Source organism: Streptomyces sp. NPDC059454, from assembly GCF_042749965.1.
Lineage (GTDB): Bacteria > Actinomycetota > Actinomycetes > Streptomycetales > Streptomycetaceae > Streptomyces.
Genome location: NZ_JBHYVC010000018.1, coordinates 59,637 through 77,643, shown reverse-complemented (window position 1 = coordinate 77,643; position 18,007 = coordinate 59,637). Strand labels below are relative to the sequence as shown.

Here is an 18,007-nt window from a genome sequence, read left to right as displayed (position 1 = left end):
GTCAGTTCGCTCCCGATATCCGCAGCGCGTCGTCGGACGTCCAGCCGTCCGGCGGGTTCTCGAAAACATGACAGCGCTCGAAGAAGTAGGCAAGCACCACCCAGCCGGCCTTGAGCTGCGCCAGATGTTGGAGGCGGTTTCCGTGGATGTAGAGCTGGAGGTCGAGAAGTACGTCGGCGGGGTCGGTGTGTCGCGCCCTTGAGGCCCGGTACTCGCCGGTGAAACCCGCGGCCACCTCGTCCTCTTCGAAGGGGTCGTTGAGGCCCGCGTAGTACTCCGCGACCAACCAGGTGTGTCCCATCCCGGTGACGAGCTCGTCCCTCTCGTCACCGATCACCCCATTGAAATCGATCTTCTGCTCGCTGACCGGATCGAGGGCCATCAGGGGGTTGGCGGTGCGGCGGCGCTCCTTGAGGTTGTCGAGCAGCCGGGCGACCTCGGTCTCCATGCTGATACCGAAGACCTGCGCCTCGATCGGTATGTCGCAGCCGAGCAGGTCCTCCACGACCTCACGGGGATGCGGTAATAACTCCGTCCACAGTCTCCTCGGGCCGATCTGCTCGAACTTGATGTCGGGGTGGTCATTGCGGGCCTCGGCCAGGCAGGTGGCCAGCTCGGGGTGTACGCCGTGCGGGTCGTTGTGGACGAAGACGAACGTACGGAACTGGCCGGGACGCTGGCGCAGCGCCGACTCCAGGTCCTTGCGGAACTTTTTGCGGATCTCGGCGGCTTTGAAGGAGCCGGGTGCGTAGCAGGCGTACAGCTTCTCCGCATGCAAGCTCAGCCCGTCGGAGCCCTGGTCGCCGAGTTGGCCGTAGGTGCGGACGTCGACGAAGTCCGGATGGCTGACGCACATCAGGTTGTGGAAGAACGTCTCGAAGGACTCGCCATGCAGGTCGGCCAGCTTCTCCCGAAACTTCAATTTGGCGTACGCCCGCTGCGCACCGCTGTCCATGCTCCCCCACCCCTCGTGCACCGCCTCGGCCGCCGTATGGACCGCCGCTACTGACGACGCTGCCCACACCCTCCCTGGCCGGGCCACGTCCTCTCCCTACCTACGCCGTGCTGCGATCAGAGATCTTTCAGACGCACGCCGTCCTCCGTGCACCACACGCTTTTCCCGTTCTGCTGGTTCCCTGCGATGACCGTGGCGGCCCGAGACGGCGTACCGAAGACCCGCAGACCCTCTACCCTCAGGTTTCCGTTGCCCAGGACCTCGGCGCGGTACTCCCGTTGGAGGTTGCGGCGGTTCCACACCAACCGCTGACCGGCCTTCAGACGGCCGTCCTTGAGGAAATCGGCGAGCCCGTGCTGCGGAAACCCCTCCTCACCCTGATCGTCGATCTCCTGTTCGACAGGTGTACTGCCGGAGGCCGGGAGGTCGAGTCCGAGGAGCCTGCGTAGAGCCGAGTTGGGTGTGTCCACGAAGGGCTCGGAGAGCGCTTGGAGCGCCGCGAACACCTCGTCGTCGATCCGAATCGTACGGGTCACGCCGCACCCCCTGTCAGCACCTGCGACATTGTGACAGTTGATAGCGTAACGGCAAGTACATTGCCCGAAACGGGTTTAGCCGTTTCAAGCCAGAGTGAAATCGAGTTCCGCCCAGACGGTTTTGTTCACGAGATCGTCGGCCGTCCAGCCCCAGTCGACCGAGAGGGCCTCCACGAGCAGCAGGCCCCGTCCACCCTCCGCTTCTGGAGGCGGGGCACTCAGAGCGCCGGGGCGTGGCGGGAGCCGGTCGGGGCGGGTGTCGGACACAGCGATCCGGAGTCGACCGGATACGGGCACGAGTGACAGGACGAGACGGAAGTCCCGTTCCGGGGTGCGACCGTGAGCGATCGCGTTGGCGGCGAGTTCCGTTGCGCCGGCGCCGGCGTCTTCAATGACGGATGCGGCGTGGGGGACGCCCCACCCGAGGAGCTGGCTCACGACAAGACGGCAGGAGAGGCGGGCGCCGCGTCGGGTAGGGCTGAGGCGCACGATGAACGGGCGGACTGGAGTGGCGATTTCTACATTCACAGGGTGACCGTCCCGTCACTGCGCATAACTGAATAGGGAAGTTCGGCGTACCTGGGCCCGCTGTACGGGCCGCGTACGGGCTTGTACGGGTCCGGTTGCGTGTCCTGGGACAGGCGGACCTGGTTGGTAGGGGCAACTCGCGGATGTGGGGATGTGGTGTCGATGGCAGCCCGCCAGCAGAAGAAGCCGTGCGGCAACAACGACGACAAGCCGGCGATCTGGACCGGTTACGGCAAACTGGTCAGGCTCTTCCGGGACAAGGCGGGGCTCACGCAGCAAGCGCTGGCGGATGCCGTGCAGTACTCGTACGAGCAGGTCGCGTCCATCGAACAGGGCCGCCGCCCGGCGAAGGCTGCGTTCACGGAGGCGGCGGAGAGGGTGCTGGGGACGGGCGGGGTGCTGGCCGCACTCCAGGACGAGGTGGAGCGGGCGAAGCTGCCCACCTTCTTCCAGGACTTCGCGCTCATCGAGACGGAGGCGGTCAGCCGCTTCTCCTACGACCCGCTGCTGGTTCCGGGGCTGCTTCAGACGGAGGAGTACGCCCGGGAGCTGTTCGCCGGGCACTGCCCACAGCTCAGCGAGGAGACAGCCGAACAGCATGTGGAGGCGCGGCTCAACCGGCAGAAGCTACTGACGCGCACACCGGTGGCGGAGCTGAGCTTCGTCATCGGCGAGGCGGCGCTGCGGAATCCGCTGGGGAGCACGAACGTGATGCGTGAACAACTTCAACACCTGCTTCAGCAGGGGAAGCTGCGCAACGTGGAGGTTCAGGTCATGCCCACGGTTCGGGGTTTCCATCCTGGGCTGAACGGGCCGATGGTCGTGCTGGAGACGCTGGAGCACAGGCAGGTGGGGTATATCGAGTCGCAAGAGACCGGGGTGGTGATCACTGCTCCTGCCAAGGTCAGCGCATTCGGCCTACGGTATGGCAAGCTGCGTTCGCAAGCGCTGAACGTCGAAGAGTCAGCACGTCTCATCGAGAATGTGGCGGGAGAACTATGACCATCGAGCCCACACCTTGCGACCTGAGCCCGTTGTCCTGGTTCAAGAGCAGCTACAGCGGATCGGGGGGCGGGGATTGCATCGAGGTCGCCACGGCCACCGCGACCGTGCACGTCCGGGACTCCAAGTACCGCGCCTTGCCCTCAATCAGCGTGGGTGCGGAGCAGTGGGCTGCGTTCGTCGGGTTCGCGGCTGACCAGTAGGCGGGGAGGAGACAACGTCACTCCTTCCCGCTGCGCTCCTTCGTCCAAGTGATCTGCTGAATCAGCGCGTCGGCGTAGTACTGGGTCAGCTGGCTGTCCGGTGCTCCATTCACACGCCCCGCTCGGCTGCCGTCCACTCTCAGCTTGCGCTCCCACTCCTCTGTCTGAGCGACGATTTTGCGCAGACCTTACCCCTCCGCCCCCTCCGCCCCCTCCGCCCCCTCCGCCCCCTCCGCCTGGGAAGGATCTGCTTCGCGTGGATCAGAAGCGCGCGAACGTGGGGCCTTCCGTCCGGCTCCGAGGGATCTCAAGTTCGCCCTCCGCCTGGAGTGTGCCGACGCAGGCCTGCTGACCCAGTTCCTCGTCACACCCTCCACCGACCGCCACATCACCAACGCGGGCAGTCTCGAACACCGCGCGCACAGCGCGTGGCTCGACGGGCTGCGTCAGCTCGGCGTCCGCGTCCTGCCCCAGCACACGCTCGGTGACATCACGGTACTGGGCTGCCATGCGAACGACGACCGGGCGGACACCGTACCCGGAAAGCCGGACGACGCCGAGGCACTGGCCCTCGCCATGCACCAGTTGCGCCAGGCGCCGGACTACGCGGCGGCGCTGTCCCTTCCACTCCCCCTCCATCTGGCAGAACTTGCTCAGGCATACGTCCTCCCGATGCTCGCGGAGGGGGACGGGAGCCTCGGCGAAGAGGCGGCTGAGCCCACCACGGAGCAGAGCCCGGAAGACCCGGACCTGGTCGACGCGGCCGACCTGGCCACCGAACCCGAGGTGGGCGAGAGCGAGTGAGCGCTGGGGCTGCAAGGCGGTGTGCGGTCGAGCCCGACTGAGGGTGATGGACACTTCATCATCCGGAGGGAGCCCGCTCCCGTTGGGGTGACGGACCACGCCGACCCAAAAGGAGCGCGCACTCGCGCCGATTGCGCTTCGCTGCCGATCCCGACCCGCAGATCGCCGCCCCTGGGCAGCGGGGCCGCCCTGCCTCTCCGTACCTCGTTCATGTCCGGGGCCGCGGCCGGCAGTCGCTGGGGGAGCTGCCTCAGCCCGCCCTCGGGAGCGGCGCCCAGCTCTTCGGCGAACGACGCGGCGACCACGCGGCGACCACGCGGCAGCATTCCAGCGCCTCGCCCTGCCGTCCCGGCCAAGTCCGGCAGCCGGTCAACGCTTTTCGGACAAACTGGGGGCCGTCCGGGTGGGCAGAGACAACCCGGAGGGTGCCCATCCGCCTCTCATGGTCCGAACACCACGAATCCTCAAGCCAGTTGGGGTCGTGCTGCTCGTCCACGTTCCATGACGCACTCAAAAGCCAGAAGCACGAGGACTGATGACCAGATTCCAGCAGGGCCGCCCCAGCCGCCTGACCCGCCCCTCCATCGCCGTCGCCGCGGCCATCGCCGTGGCCGGGGGCGTCGTCGCCGCCGCGCCCGACGCGAAGTCCGAGGAGCCGACGCCGAAGCTCGGCCTGATCGCCGCCTCCACCTCCGTCACGCTCGACTCGTGGAAGGAGGACCCCGGGGTCTATCTCGACCTGGGGACGTACGTCACCTCCGAGAACGGCGCCTTCGAGCTCAAGGTGACCCGCAAGTCCTACAAGGACCCGGTCGTCGCCCAGCAGATCCTCCGGAACGGGAAGAAGACCCGGACCAGGACGCTCCCCGCCGGGGTCGTGAACGACTTCGCCGGACTGCCGGACTTCACGCAGATCACCCTCACCGACGCGGCCGGCTCGACGGTGCTGGAGAAGAGCGAGGCGTTCTGCCCCAACAACGCCTCCGGACGGGTCCGGCCGGACGCCCCCGCCAACTCGAAGTATCCGGAGAGCTGCCCGACGAACCCCTTCACCCTCGGCTCGGTGTGGGGCGTCGAGAACGGCTGGGCGTCCAACACCTACTCGGGGCACTACACCGACACGGTCCAGCTGGCCGCCGGCACCTACACCGCCGAGATCAACGTGGCCGAGAAGTACCGTGATCTCTTCGGCATCGCCGACAAGCCGCAGACCGTGAAGGTGGTCGTCCGCGAGCGCAGCTGGGAAGACGAGGAGAGTGCCGGCGCCCGCAGCTCGGCGAAGACCACCGCCTCCGGGCACGGCGCCCACGCGCAGCACGACGCGCACACGGAGCACGGCGCGCACGCGCAGCACGGGGCCGCCGCGGACACCCCGGCCCCCGGCGCCGTGACGAGCGGCGCCGGCCCCTCGTACAACGCCGGCCACGGACCCTACCCGTCGGCTCCGCCCGCCCTGCCGTGGGCGATGAAGAGGAAGTCCCTGGGGAAGCAGGCCCTCACCACCGCCGAGGTCGGTGACAGCACCGGGCAGACCGACGGTTCGCGGCAGGCACCGGGCGCCCGGCCCCATGCGAAGCGGCCCGTCGGCAAGGCGTCCGTTCCCGACGTGCCGAAGCCCGACCTGCGCTCGCTGCCCGCGTTCGGCATCACCGTCAGCGACGGCTACGAGGAGGTGCCCGGCAAGGACTACCTCGCCTTCAGCGCCAACGTGTGGAACGCCGGCCCGGCCAAGCTCGTCGTGGACGGCTTCCGCTCCCCGGGCAAGGAGGTGATGGACGCCTACCAGTACTTCTACGACACCGACGGCACGCAGGTCGGATACACCCAGACCGGCGGCATGGAGTGGGACCCGCGTCCCGGCCACGAGCACTGGCACTTCCTGGACTTCGCCAGTTACCGGCTGCTGACGGCCGACCAGAAGGAGACGGTGCGCAGCGGCAAGGAGGCGTTCTGCCTGGCCAACACCGACGCCGTCGACTACACGGTGAAGAACGCCGACTGGCACCCGGGGAACACGGACCTGTCCACCGCGTGCGGCGAGGAGAACTCCATCTCCGTCCGCGAGGTGCTCGACGTCGGCTCCGGTGACACCTACACCCAGGACCTGCCCGGCCAGTCCTTCGACATCACGGACCTGCCGAACGGCACGTACTACATCCAGGTCCTCGCCAACCCGGAGAACCGGCTCAAGGAGACCGACCACAGCAACAACAGCGCGCTGCGGAAGGTCGTCCTGGGCGGCGAGAAGGGCGCCCGTACGGTGACGGTCCCCCCGCACCACCTGGTGGACGCCAACTGACCCGCCCGTGACGGCCGGGGCGGCTCCGGCCCCAGAGACGAACCGGAGCCGCCCCGGCCCGCCGGAACCGCCCGGGGATCCCGTTCGCTCACGAGAGCCGACGGAGGGGCCCGGTAACGGAGTCGGGGAGGGCTGTGCCGAAGGACGATGCCAGGACCGGGGGTGGGCGTCATGGTGCGGCATCGGTGAGTGCGAGGGCGGCGAGCTCTGTTCGTGCGGTGACGCCGAGCTTCGGGAACGCCTTGTAGAGGTGGTACCCGACGGTGCGCGGGCTGAGGAACAGCTGTGCGGCGATGTCCCGGTTGGACAGGCCGCGTGCGGCCAGCCGGATGATCTTCCGTTCCTGCGCGGTGAGCACGGACAGTGCTCCGTCCGCGGCCCCGGGCCCGGGTACGGTTTCGCCGGTCGCGTCGAGCTCGGCGCGGGCCCGCTCCGCCCAGGGTGTGGCGCCGAGTCTGCGGAAGGTCTCGAAGGCGTCGCGGAGTGGGGTCCTGGCCTCGGACTTGCGGCGCGTGCGGCGCAGCCACTCGCCGTGGAGGAGGGCGGTCCGCGCGCGTTCGAACTGCCGGTCGTCGGGGTGCAGCCGCAACGCGGCCCGGTACAGCTCCGCGGCGTCCGCCTCCGGCGCGAGCAGCGCGCGGCAGCGCAGGACGTGCGCGTCGATCCACGGCTGCGCGGCGTCGTGTGCCCAGTCCGTGAGCCGGGCGAGCGGTTCATGGGCGTCGGCCGGCCGGCCGAGCCGCACCACCGCCTCGACCAGGTCGGGAATGCTGCGCGGGCCGGGGAGCTGATGGCTCACCGGCCCGGTGTGCAGGGCGGCCAGGCGGGTGCGGGCGGACTCCCAGCGGGCGTGGCCGAGGTCGAGCAGGGCCAGTGCCCAGTGTGCCCAGGACATGCCGGGCGGGGCCGCGCCGGGTTCCGGCGCGGCGAGCGCGTCGTCGGCGAAGGCGTGGCAGCGCCGCTCGTCACCCGCCACCGCGGCCAGGTAGGCCAGCACGCCGCTGATCTCGGCGGTCCACTGCCGGTGTCCGAGCTCCTGGGCGATGTGCAGCGCCTCGGTCGCCTCGTCCCGGGCGTCGGTGTGCCGGCCGAGGAAGATCGACGCCCTGGCGACACACGCCAGCGCGGGCGGCGTCCGGCCGATCCAGCCACGGTCGCGGCACTGGGCGAGGAGCTCGCCGGCCACCCGGTGTGCCTCGGTGTCCCGGCCCGCGGCCTGGAGGCTGGTGGCTCCGACCAGGATCGTGTCGTGCGGGCCGCCGAATCCGGTCCGTTCGGCGGCCGCGACACGTCGTGCGAGGGCCTCGGGGTCCCGGTCCCCCTGTCCGATCGCGGACCGTACCGTCCAGGTCAGCAGGCGGGCCACATGGGTGAGCGGGTCGTCGGGCGGCAGCGGCAGGGCGTCCAGCCGGTCCGCGGTGTCCGCGATCTCGTCCTTCCCGAGGTACCAGGCGGCGTGCACCGCGTCGAGCAGCATGTGGGCGGCCGGTGCCGGGTCGTCGGCCCGGGTCAGCTCGACCGCCTCGGTCAGCAGCCGGCGGGCCGTGCGGAGCAGGCCGTGATGGAACGCCGCGGCGGCGCGGACCCGGATGGCACGCACGGTCAGGGCCGGGTCGTCGGTGCTCGCGGCGCCGTGCCGGGCGAGCTCCACCATGCGGTCGATGTCACCTTCCTCGGCGATCGCCTCCGCCGCCAGCACGAGCCGGCGGGCCCGGTCCGTGCCGGGCTCCGTCAGCTGTGCGGCCCGTTCGTAGGCCGCCGCCGCGGCGGCGTATCCGCTTCGCTCGGTGGCCCGTCGGGCGGTGCTCTCCAGTTCCGCGGCCACCTGCTCGTCGGGGCCGGTGGCCACCACGGCGTGGTGCCAGGCGCGCCGGTCGGCGTCCTGCGGCCGGTGGAGGGCTTCGGCGAGGGCCGTGTGCACCACGAGGCGGAGGCTGACCGGCGCCGCCTGGTAGACGGCCGACCGCACGAGGGGGTGGTGGAAACGCACGGTGTGGTTGTCCACCCGGAGCAGCCCCGCCGTTTCCGCGGGCACCAGGTCCGTGGGGCGGCAGCCGAGCGGGGCGGCCGCGCGCAGGACGACGTCGCGGTCACCGGTGTCCTCGGCGGCCGCGACGAGCAGCAGGTGCCTGCTCGGCTCGGGCAGTCGCCGTACCCGGTCGAGGAACGCCGCCTGGACCGTGTCGGTCATGGGCAGGGCCTGGCCGGCGGCGACCGGCCGGCCGGCGGCGAGAGCGAGGGGCAGTTCGAGGAGGGCGAGCGGGTTGCCCTGTGCTTCGGCCAGTACCCGGTACCGGTTGGCGGGGGACAGCGTGGCGGCGTGCTCGGCCAGGAGACCGGCGGCGGCGGGCGCGTCGAGCCCCGTCAGCGGCAGGTGGGCGAGTCCGGGGGCGTCGAAACCGGTCCGGGCGGTGATGATCAGCGCCGTGCCCTCGGCGTCGAGCCGCCGCGCGGCGAACAGCAGGGCCTCGGCCGACGCCCGGTCCAGCCACTGCGCGTCGTCGACGAGGCACAGGACCGATCCGCCGTCGGCGAATTCGGCGAGGAGGGAGAGGACGGCGAGGCCGACGAGCATGCGGTCGCCCGGTTCGGCCGGGGCGAGGCCGAAGGCCCCGCGCAGGGCCCGTGCCTGCGGTGCGGGGAGGGCGTCGGTCCGGTCGAGGGCGGGTCGCAGCAGCAGGTGCAGGCCGGCGAACGGCAGGTGCGCCTCGGACTCGATCGCGGTGCCGCGCAGGACCCGCAGTCCGTCGGCCGCCGACGCCGCGTACTCCATCAGCGCGGTCTTGCCCATGCCCGGCTCCCCGGTGATGAGCAGGCAACCGCTGCGACCGGTCCGGCAGTCCGCCAGCAAGCGGTCGATGACCGATATCTCGTCACTCCGTCCGTGCAACACGTGGTGAGAGTACTTAAGCCGACCGGAAATCCCGGGCCGGATTGCCGGGGCGTGACGGATTCCGCTCCCGGTCCCCGGCCGTAGCGTGGTGGAAACAGAGCACGGCGGCGGAGGGAGATCGACCATGTCCGGCTTCGACGAGCTGGCCAGGCGGTACCTGGCGAGCTGGAACGAGCGCGACCCGGCCAGGCGCCGGGCGCTCGTCGACGAGCTCTGGACCGACGACGCCCGCTACGTCGATCCGATCATGGCGGCCGAGGGCCGCGACGCCATCGAGGAGGTGATGGCCACGGCCCAGCGGCAGTTCCCCGGCCTGGTGTACCGGCCGGTCGGGAAGGCCGACGGCCACCACGACGTGGCACGCCTCGCCTGGGAACTGGCGCCGGCCGGCGGCCCCGCGGTGATCGTCGGGCTCGCCGTCATGGTCACCGAGCGGAGCCGCCTGCGCCGCGTCCACGGCTTCCTCGATCCCGTCCCCGTACCCATCCCTTCACCAGGAGCCGACAGTTGACACCTGATCCGACGACCCTCCACCCGCTGCCGGCACATGACCGGGTGGTGTTCCTCAAACCGCTGGTCCGCTCACCGCAGATCGTCGTGGGCGAGTACACCTACTACGACGACCCGGACGGCGCCACCGGCTTCGAGCACCACAACGTGCTCTACGCCTACGGCCCGGAACGGCTGGTCATCGGCAAGTACTGCGCCATCGCCACGGGCACCCGGTTCCTGATGGCGGGCGCCGACCACCCGACGATGGGCGTGTCCACCTTCCCGTTCACCATGTTCGGCGGCGAGTGGGCCGAGCGGACCCTCGACATCGTCACCGGCATGCCCAGCCGGGGCGACACCGTGGTCGGCAACGACGTCTGGTTCGGCCACCGGTGCACCGTCATGCCCGGCGTACGCATCGGCGACGGCGCCATCGTCGCCGCCGGCGCCGTCGTCACCGCGGACGTACCGCCGTACACGATCGTCGGCGGCAACCCGGCCCGCCCGATCCGGCAGCGGTTCGACGACGCCGACGTCGACCGGCTCCTGCGTGCCGCCTGGTGGGACTGGCCGGCCGGGCTGGTCACCGAACACGCCCGCGCCATCATGGCCGGCACCCCGGCCGACATCGCCCGCATCGCCGCAGACCACGGACTGGAGACCGCATGACACCCGTGTCGATCGAAGAACACCCCGTGGCCGGCGGCGGACCGTACGCGATCACCACCGGCCCGGACGGCGCGCTGTGGTACACGCTGGTCCACAGCGGCCGGATCGGCCGGCTCGTGCCCGGCGCCGAACCGGAGAGCCACCGGCTCGATCCGGACTGCGGGCCGACGGTCATCACCACCGGGCCGGACGGCGCCCTGTGGTTCACCGAGTACCGGGCGCACCGCATCGGCCGGATCACCACCGACGGCGCCGTCACGGAGTTCCCGTTGCCCACCGCGGAATGCGGGCCGTTCGGCATCGCGGCGGGGCCCGACGGGGCGCTGTGGTTCACCGAGACCGCCGCCGACCGCATCGGCCGCATCACCACCGGCGGTGAGGTCACCGAGTTCCCGCTCCCGGCCACCGGCGCGTTCCCGTCCGCGATCACCGCGGGAGCGGACGGCGGGATGTGGTTCGCCATGAACCAGGCCGACGCGATCGGCCGGATCACCGCCGACGGCACGGTCACCGTGCACCCGCTGCCCACCGCGGGCGCCGCGCCGGTCGGCATCACCCTCGGTCCCGACGGCGCCGTCTGGTACGTCGCGATCGGCGCCGGCCACATCGGCCGCATCACCACCGAGGGCGAGATCAGGGAGTTCCCGCTGCCCGACCGCGCCGGCCGGCCGCACGCCATCACCGCGGGCGCCGACGGCGCCCTGTGGTTCACGGAGTGGGGCGGCAACCGCGTCGGCTCCCTCACCACCGAGGGCGTGATCGAGGTGCACGACCTGCCCACATCCGGCTCGGAGCCGCACGGCATCGCCTTCGGCCCCGACGGTGCCGTGTGGACGGCGCTGGAGATCGGCGCCCTCGCCCGTATCACCCCCAACCCGCTGCCCTGACCCAGGAGTTCACTTTGCCCGTGTCGTTCAACCACACGATCATCCCCGCCGACGACCGCGAGGAGTCGGCCCGGTTCTTCCGCGAACTGTTCGAGCTCCCTGAGGCGCCGTCGTGGGGTCCGTTCACCAACGTCCAGCTCGACGAAGGCGTACTGCTGCAGTTCGCCGAACTGCCCGGCGTCGACCGGATACAGATGCACCACTATGCGTTCCTGGTCGACGACGACCTGTTCGACCGGGCCTACGCCCGCCTCCGGGCGGACGGCACCGAGCACTGGGCCGATCCCCGGATGACCCGGCCCGGCGAGACCAACACCGAACACGGCGGCCGCGGCGTCTACTTCAAGGACCCCGCCGGCCACGCCATCGAAATGATCACCAAGCCCTACCTCTGAGCCCAACCGCCCGGAAGAACTCCATGACGCCCATCGCCATCGGCCCCGGCGCCGAGTCCGACCGGCACTCCGCGTACGCAGAGTCAGCGTACGCACACATTCCGTGGACGGTACGCCTCGTTCGGCGGGACGATGGAGCCCAGTCAGAAGCGGTATGGCGTGGTACGTGCGCGGGAGGTGGCCGACGGTGGCCTACGAGAACACGGACGGCGGGGCGGGCGCGGGGAGTTGTGGTGATCCCGGGACCTCGGACAGCATGCGCACCTTCGGCGCGGTCGTCCAGGCCTTACGGGAACACGCGGGCCTCAGCCGGGAGGAGTTCGCCGCTCTGGTCCACTTCTCGAAGCACACGGTGGCCTCGGTGGAGCTGGGCCGCCGGATGCCGGACCGGGGCTTCGTGGAGCGCGCGGAGGAGGCGACCGGCAACACCGGCGCGCTGCGCAGGGCCGCGCCGCATCTGTCGCGGCAGGTGGGGCTGGCGAGTTGGTTCCGGCAGTGGGCGCGGCTGGAGACCCAGTCGGTGACCCTGTGGACGTACGACTGCCGGGTGGTTCCCGGCCTTCTTCAGACCGAACGCTACGCGCGGGCGGTGACGGAGAGCGTCCCGCCGGTCAAGGACGAGCAGCAGGTGACCGAGCAGGTCACGGCCCGGCTGGAGCGTCAGCGACTGTTCGACCGCAGGCCGGCGATCACGTTCAGCTTCGTCGTCGAGCAGGCGCTGCTGGAGCGCGGCACCGGAGGTCCGGACGTGACGCGGGAGTTGCTCGACAGCCTCCTGGAACGGTCGTCGCAGTTCAACGTCGAGTTGCAGATCATGCCGCGCCATCAGCCGGACCATGCGGGATTCGACGGCCCGTTGAGGCTCCTGGAGTCGCCGGACAACAAGTGGTTCGGCTATGCGGAGGGTCAGCGTGGCGGGATGCTGGTCATGGACCGGAAGGAGGTCAGCATCATGCTCCAGCGTTATGCGAGACTGCGCTCGCAGGCTCTCACCTCCGACGACTCCAGGGGCCTGCTGAAGCGACTGCGAGGAGCGCTATGAGCAGCATCGACGAACGGGCCTGGTTCAAGAGCAGCTACAGCGGTTCCGACGGTGACGACTGCGTCGAGGTGGCGCGGGGCACTCGGGCGGTCCACGTCCGGGACTCCAAGGACCGGCGGAGCCCCGGACTCGCCCTCTCCCCCGCCGCGTGGACCGACTTCATCGGCTACGCCGCCCAGGACTGACCTTCACGCCCCGCCCCGTGCCGGATCAGTCCGGCACGGGGCGGGGCAGCCCTCGGAGAGCTCGGACCGCTCCTGCTTCCACCCCGTCCGCCCGGTACCCCTGGTTACTTCCGGAATCATGCCGGAGAACCACCGTCCTCCCGTGGCTACCCGAGGACGTCCCGGTCGGTGTCGGTATCGGTCGCCGCCAGCACGACGACCCGGGTCCGGGTGGGATCGAGCACGGCGAAAGCCACGTCCGCCGTGTCGTGGTGGAACCAGTCCGTGAACGCCATGAAGCGCACCCACCGGTGATCCGCGGCGCCCCGCACCGCCTCCAGGAACGGCACGTCGGCGGACAGGCCCATCAGCGCGTACAGGCTCTCCCAGGCGTACAGCCGCGCGTACGCGCCGCCCTGTCCCCGGCCGTTCACCCCGCCGATGTACGCGGCCGAGAAGAGTTCGTTGAGCACGTCGTCGGGTGTCGTCGCGCAGGCGAGCGCAGTGCCCCGGTGTCCGCCTTCACCTGCCAGGCAGTCCAAGGGCAGTTCCTTGATGAAGGAGATGCCGAAGTCGTCGGGGCCGAGCGGGTCCGGCAGTGTGAAGAACCGCGCCTCGGGCTCGCGTTCCCACCCGCCGGCCGTGAACGGCCCGGCGGCCGCCTTCCTCCGCTCGTCGTCAGGTGTGCCGAAGGCTCCGCGGCCGGCGACCGCACCACTGCCGGTCGGGGGAACCTCCGGGAAACGCGACCGGAGCTGCTGCGGGGTCTTGACCGGCCCCAACCCCCGCACACGGACCGCGAACCGGTGCTCGATGTCCAGTCGCGTCCTGGGCAGCCGGGCCAGCGGATGACCCAGCTCGCGCAGCCTTTCCGCGTACGCGTCCAGACGGCTCCGGCCGGTCCCCGAACCGGTCAGCGCGAGTTCCCCGAGGAGACAGGCCCGCGTCTCGGCCGCCGGATCGTGAAGGTCGTCCGGCAACTCCCCGAACAAGGGCTCGAGGTTCCGCAGATGCTGCGCCTTCACCAGCCTCGCGGCCACCGAACGCCGCAGCCGGTCGCTTTCCTCATGGGCCGCTGCCTCCAGGGGCAGCAGCCGGCTCACGATGTCCACGGCATGCACGGCACAGTCCCGCGAGCGCGTGTCGGCGAGGGCCTCGGCGATCCGTCCGACGGTCCGCACCGCCGAGGTTCCACCGAACTCTTCACCGGACGCCCCCCGGCACAACCGCTCCGCCGCTTCGTACAGTTCCTCCGGCCGCCGCTCGGCCAGCTGCGTCAGCTCCGTCGGCCCGAACCCTTCCCACCGTCGTCGATCGGAAGCGTCGTCGCCAGGTGTCACTTGGCCGTGGCTCACCTCACGAGTCCACGAGGACTTCTTCTGGGACGGCGACGACTTCGTCCTGGGCCGGCGGCTCCGAGAGGGCGTCGACGGGACCCCGGCCCTACCCAACCCCCGCGCCGGGGCGGGCCAGGACAGTCACCTGCATCGCTTCGACTACGGCGAACCCGTGGGCGTGAACGGCAGCGGACGGGAGACCAGTGTCGTCGAAGTCGTCATCCGCGACGGCCATATTCACACGGCGTACCCGATCTGAGACAGCCGCCAGGACGCCTGCGGAGTGACGAGCCGCCGCGTACGTGGATCCGTGATCCGTCGGCCCGGGATGCCTCTCGGAGGGCCTCACCGGCAAATCCGCCTTCCCCGAACGCCACGTACCGGACGCCCTGCGACACTGCCCTCCCGTTGTCCCATGCGTACGAACCGGACCGCCACCGGCGCACCGGCGCCGTGCTCCCGTACGGGCCTCCATGACGGACGGGCCCGGCACACGCACCGCGTGTGCCGGGCCCGTCCGCCGGGTCGGCCGCCGGTCACTCCCCGGCGGCCGCCTTCTTCCTGCGCAGGAAGAACATCGCCGCGCCGCCCGCGGCCACCAGGGCCACCGCGATGCCCGCGATCACCGGCGTGGCGCTGGAGCCGCCGGTGTTCGCGAGGTCGCCCTCGCCGCCGGTCGTGTCCTCGGCGGAGCCGCCGGCCGGGCTGGGCGCGGAGGACGGGGTGTCACCGTCGGTGCCCGGCGTCTCCGTGCCCGGGGTGCCCTGGGTCTTGCAGTCCAGGACGCCCTGGAAACGCTCCGAGAAGCCGTTCGGGCCCTCGACGGTGAAGTCGTACGCCGCGTCCTCGTCGACCGGGACGGTCACCGTCTTGGTGCCGCCCGCCTCGATCGTGTGCTCGGCGCCCGCGAGTTCGAAGGTGAACGGGGCGTCGCCCTCGTTGCTCGCCGTGACGTCGACGCCGCCCTCGGAGCAGTTCTTCTCCGCCGTGACCGAGGGGATGGCGCCCTTGGTGGCCCAGTTCGCGGTCGCGTCGGCCGTGACCGTGGTCTCGCTGGAGCCGGCGAGGATCTGCGTCTGGCTCTTGCTGGGGCTCGCGAACGCACGGCCGACCGGGATCTCGGTGGTCGCCTTGACCGTCAGCGAGGCCGAACCGTCGGCCGTGCCCTCGGGAACGTCGAAGTACAGCTCGGTGCCGTCACTGGCGGACGTGACGGCCTTGCCGCTCTTGTCGGTCACCTTGACGCCGGCCCCGGCGGCGTCGGCGGAAGCGGCGACGGAGACCTGACCGGCGTCGGTGCGCACGGTCACCGGGCCGAGCGTGCCGCCGGCCTTGCCGGAGACCGCGTTGGGCTCCAGCGTGAGGGAGGTCTTCGGCTCCTGGAGGTTCTGCGCCTGGGCCTCGAGCCAGTCGGCGAGCTTCTCGGCCTGCGCGTCGCGGGCCTCGACCTTCGCCCCGTCCGAGAAGCGCCAGATGGCCACCTGGGTGCCGGCCGCCGCGGTCTTGGCCGTCAGCCCCTCGGCGCCCGACTTCTGGGCCAGCGCCGTCAGGTCGTCGACCTGCGGGTACGAGTTCTGCAGGATCCAGAGGATCTTGCCGGCGTTCTCGTTGGCGCCGAGCGAGGTCTGGGCCCAGGGGGTCTCCAGGTACGTCGCCTTGTTCTGGGTCGGGTTGTGGATGTCGATGCAGTACGACTGCAGACTGCCGCTGCCCTCGACGCTCATCTCGAACAGGCCGGCGGCGATGTTCTTGGTCTTGCCGTCGCCGACGTCCAGACGGGCCGAGTCGTACGTCTTCAGCCCGTCGAGAGTGGCGACCGCGCCACCCTGGTGGTGGACGTCCCCCTCGTCGGCGGCGGCGTTACCCGCACCGGCGAGGAGGCCCATGGTCAGCAGGCCGGCCGTGGCCGCCCCTGCGGCGACACGTCGTGCGGTGGTGCGTCGCCCGGTCATGGCGAACGCGGAATGAAGAGCAAACACAGATTTCCCCTCCGGCGGGACCCGCAACGGGACACGCGAGATGTGTTCACACGTGATGCGTGCTGGAAGAGTCACGCCAGTTGTCTCAAGTGCTGGAAAAGCACAGGGAGATCCTAGGGACGGAAGCGCTCCGGGACCTCGCTCCTGACGTCGGCCGATCATTCCGAATCGGAACCGTTACCTCCGACGACCGGAGTGTCCTCATCCATCCAATCTTCACAACCGGCCTGGAAAGTCTGCACACTTACCGTCCGGTAGGGGGCGGACGCGGACCGCGTCCCGTCCTCACGGCGACGTCGTCGCGCCGGACACGTGTGCGAGCGCGGCGTCGAGGAGGACGCGGAGCCGGGACGGGTTCGGGGCGACGGCGGTGGCGAGGAGCGCCGTGCCGTCGGCGAGGGGCGCCAGAACGCACTGTCCCCGTTCCGGGTCGCCGAGGAGGACGGGCTCCGGGAGCGGCACCGGCTCGGGGGCGACGAGGAGGAGCTGACCGGTCGCCCGGTGGCCGCCCAGTACGGCGGGTCCGTCCCACGCCGGGGCCGGGGCCCCGTAGACGGTGTGCTGGTCGAGGACCGGGCGGCCGTCGCATCGTACGGTCAGACGGGTGGACAGGTGGCCCGACGGTTCGGCGGTACGTCCGAGGAGTTGCTCCTCGCGCAGCAGGAGCCGGGAGGTTTGGGCGAGGTCCACCTCGTACGTCTGGTGCAGGGTGCTGCCCCGCGCGCTGATCAGCGGCTGGGGCAGCCAGTGCAGCGACGCGTGCTCGCCGACGGTGAGCCGTACGTCGTAGGTGGCGGGGTCCGTGGTGGGGCCGCGCAGGGCGATGGTGGCGGCGGACGCGGTCACCTCCAGCCGGGCGCGCGCCTCGACGGTGACGTCGAGTCCGAGTCTGTCTCCGCCGAGCGGTGCGCTCATCGCGCCGAGCACGCAGACCCGTGCCCGCTCCCCGCGGGGCCGCAGCCGGCGCAGGTGGAAGGGGCCGTCGCTGTGCAGGAGGGGGAGTGTCGTGGCGCGGCCGTTGTGGGTGGCCCGCAGCCGGGCGGTGGCGCGGACGCCGGTGGGGTGGGCGCGGGGCGCCGGGAGGTCCCCGGCGGGTGCCTGGGCGGCGGCCGTCACCTGGCGGCCCCGGCGTGCCAGGCGGCGAGGCGCCCGGTGACCCAGTCGGCGACCGGGCGGATGCCGTCGGCCGCGGTCAGGCTGGTGAACGCGTACGGCAGGTCCCCCCGCTGCCTGCGGGTGTCGGCCCTCATGGTGTCCAGGTCGGCCCCCACGTACGGCGCCAGGTCGGTCTTGTTGACCACGAGGAGGTCGGCGGTGGTGATGCCGGGGCCGCCCTTGCGCGGGATGTCGTCGCCGCTGGCCACGTCGATGACGAAGACCTGGGTGTCGACGAGTCCGCGGGAGAAGGTCGCGGTGAGGTTGTCTCCCCCGGACTCGATGAGGATCAGGTCCAGCGGGTGCAGGGCCTGTTCGAGCTGCTCGACCGCTTCGAGGTTGGCGGAGATGTCGTCGCGGATGGCGGTGTGCGGGCAGGCGCCGGTCTCCACGGCGGTGATGCGCTCCGGTGGCAGTACGGCCTCGCGGCGCAGGAAGGCGGCGTCCTCCTGGGTGTAGATGTCGTTGGTGACCACGGCGAGGGACAGCCGGTCCCGCAGGACGCGGCACAGCGCCGCCACGGTCGCGGTCTTGCCCGAGCCGACCGGCCCGCCGAAGCCGATCCGCAGGGCGCGGCGGCTGCCGTCCGGGCGCCGTGGGTCGGCGCTGTGGGTGTGGCGGTGCGGCAGGGTCACGGGATGGTCCAGATGCACGGGGGCTCCAGGTC

Annotated in this window: 18 protein-coding genes; 10 read left to right on the top strand and 8 right to left on the bottom strand. The window is 71.0% G+C overall.

All coding sequences use genetic code 11. The features are described 5' to 3' along the window. Position 1 precedes the first annotated feature (1 nt). The 3 genes from ACFXAE_RS15405 to ACFXAE_RS15395 all read right to left on the bottom strand — a co-directional run bounded on the left by ACFXAE_RS15405 (position 2) and on the right by ACFXAE_RS15395 (position 1,929). The gene (locus tag ACFXAE_RS15405) at positions 2 to 955 is read right to left on the bottom strand and encodes an ABC-three component system protein (protein WP_384713800.1); all 954 of its coding nucleotides are present in this window, start codon (positions 953 to 955) and stop codon (positions 2 to 4) included. Between the two features lie 116 nt (positions 956 to 1,071). After that, the gene (locus ACFXAE_RS15400; protein ID WP_384713797.1) at positions 1,072 to 1,491 is read right to left on the bottom strand and encodes a hypothetical protein; all 420 of its coding nucleotides are present in this window, start codon (positions 1,489 to 1,491) and stop codon (positions 1,072 to 1,074) included. Between the two features lie 84 nt (positions 1,492 to 1,575). Then, complete coding sequence (locus tag ACFXAE_RS15395; RefSeq protein WP_384713795.1) at positions 1,576 to 1,929, bottom strand: ATP-binding protein; 354 nt, start codon at positions 1,927 to 1,929, stop codon at positions 1,576 to 1,578. 252 nt (positions 1,930 to 2,181) lie between these two features. Here ACFXAE_RS15395 and ACFXAE_RS15390 point away from each other — a divergent pair, with 252 nt between their 5' ends. The 4 genes from ACFXAE_RS15390 (at position 2,182) to ACFXAE_RS15375 (ending at position 6,327) form a co-directional block, all read left to right on the top strand. Next, positions 2,182 to 3,021: a helix-turn-helix domain-containing protein gene (locus ACFXAE_RS15390; protein ID WP_384713792.1), complete on the top strand. Its 840-nt coding sequence runs from the start codon at positions 2,182 to 2,184 to the stop codon at positions 3,019 to 3,021. Further along, complete coding sequence (locus ACFXAE_RS15385; protein ID WP_384713789.1) at positions 3,018 to 3,224, top strand: DUF397 domain-containing protein; 207 nt, start codon at positions 3,018 to 3,020, stop codon at positions 3,222 to 3,224. Before ACFXAE_RS15390 ends, ACFXAE_RS15385 begins: the two co-directional genes overlap by 4 nt. Positions 3,225 to 3,401: 177 nt before the next feature. Continuing rightward, entirely contained in the window at positions 3,402 to 4,028 is a 627-nt protein-coding gene (locus tag ACFXAE_RS15380) for an RNaseH domain-containing protein (RefSeq protein ID WP_384713787.1), read from the top strand. A gap of 535 nt (positions 4,029 to 4,563) precedes the next feature. Next, a complete protein-coding gene (locus ACFXAE_RS15375; RefSeq protein WP_384713784.1) occupies positions 4,564 to 6,327 on the top strand; it encodes a lysyl oxidase family protein in 1,764 nt (587 codons plus the stop codon). Positions 6,328 to 6,496: 169 nt separating this feature from the next. On the opposite strand, the gene ACFXAE_RS15370 is transcribed toward ACFXAE_RS15375, so the two are convergent. Further along, entirely contained in the window at positions 6,497 to 9,220 is a 2,724-nt protein-coding gene (locus ACFXAE_RS15370) for an ATP-binding protein (protein ID WP_384713781.1), read from the bottom strand. 124 nt (positions 9,221 to 9,344) lie between these two features. Here ACFXAE_RS15370 and ACFXAE_RS15365 point away from each other — a divergent pair, with 124 nt between their 5' ends. From ACFXAE_RS15365 to ACFXAE_RS15340, 6 genes are all read left to right on the top strand, one after another. Then, positions 9,345 to 9,731, top strand: a complete 387-nt coding sequence (locus tag ACFXAE_RS15365; RefSeq protein ID WP_384713778.1) for a nuclear transport factor 2 family protein — start codon at positions 9,345 to 9,347, stop codon at positions 9,729 to 9,731. Then, positions 9,728 to 10,381, top strand: coding sequence for a CatB-related O-acetyltransferase (locus ACFXAE_RS15360; RefSeq protein WP_384713775.1), 654 nt, complete (start codon positions 9,728 to 9,730; stop codon positions 10,379 to 10,381). Before ACFXAE_RS15365 ends, ACFXAE_RS15360 begins: the two co-directional genes overlap by 4 nt. Further along, positions 10,378 to 11,268, top strand: a complete 891-nt coding sequence (locus ACFXAE_RS15355) for a virginiamycin B lyase (RefSeq protein ID WP_384713772.1) — start codon at positions 10,378 to 10,380, stop codon at positions 11,266 to 11,268. Before ACFXAE_RS15360 ends, ACFXAE_RS15355 begins: the two co-directional genes overlap by 4 nt. A 14-nt stretch (positions 11,269 to 11,282) precedes the next feature. Next, entirely contained in the window at positions 11,283 to 11,663 is a 381-nt protein-coding gene (locus ACFXAE_RS15350) for a VOC family protein (RefSeq protein WP_384713769.1), read from the top strand. 187 nt (positions 11,664 to 11,850) lie between these two features. Beyond that, entirely contained in the window at positions 11,851 to 12,705 is an 855-nt protein-coding gene (locus ACFXAE_RS15345) for a Scr1 family TA system antitoxin-like transcriptional regulator (RefSeq protein WP_384713766.1), read from the top strand. Continuing rightward, positions 12,702 to 12,890 carry a DUF397 domain-containing protein gene (locus ACFXAE_RS15340; RefSeq protein ID WP_384713763.1) on the top strand — a complete coding sequence of 63 codons (189 nt, stop codon included), beginning with the start codon at positions 12,702 to 12,704 and terminating at the stop codon, positions 12,888 to 12,890. The genes ACFXAE_RS15345 and ACFXAE_RS15340 overlap by 4 nt, the downstream gene beginning before the upstream one ends. 146 nt (positions 12,891 to 13,036) lie before the next feature. Here ACFXAE_RS15340 and ACFXAE_RS15335 read toward each other — a convergent pair whose 3' ends face one another. The 4 genes from ACFXAE_RS15335 to ureG form a co-directional block, all read right to left on the bottom strand. After that, positions 13,037 to 14,050, bottom strand: a complete 1,014-nt coding sequence (locus ACFXAE_RS15335; RefSeq protein WP_384713760.1) for a DUF6183 family protein — start codon at positions 14,048 to 14,050, stop codon at positions 13,037 to 13,039. Positions 14,051 to 14,742: 692 nt separating this feature from the next. Then, complete coding sequence (locus ACFXAE_RS15330) at positions 14,743 to 16,158, bottom strand: Cys-Gln thioester bond-forming surface protein (protein WP_384713757.1); 1,416 nt, start codon at positions 16,156 to 16,158, stop codon at positions 14,743 to 14,745. Between the two features lie 312 nt (positions 16,159 to 16,470). Then, complete coding sequence (locus ACFXAE_RS15325; RefSeq protein WP_384713754.1) at positions 16,471 to 17,301, bottom strand: urease accessory protein UreD; 831 nt, start codon at positions 17,299 to 17,301, stop codon at positions 16,471 to 16,473. Further along, a complete protein-coding gene (gene ureG, locus ACFXAE_RS15320; protein ID WP_384713751.1) occupies positions 17,298 to 17,993 on the bottom strand; it encodes an urease accessory protein UreG in 696 nt (231 codons plus the stop codon). Before ureG ends, ACFXAE_RS15325 begins: the two co-directional genes overlap by 4 nt. Positions 17,994 to 18,007 lie beyond the last annotated feature (14 nt).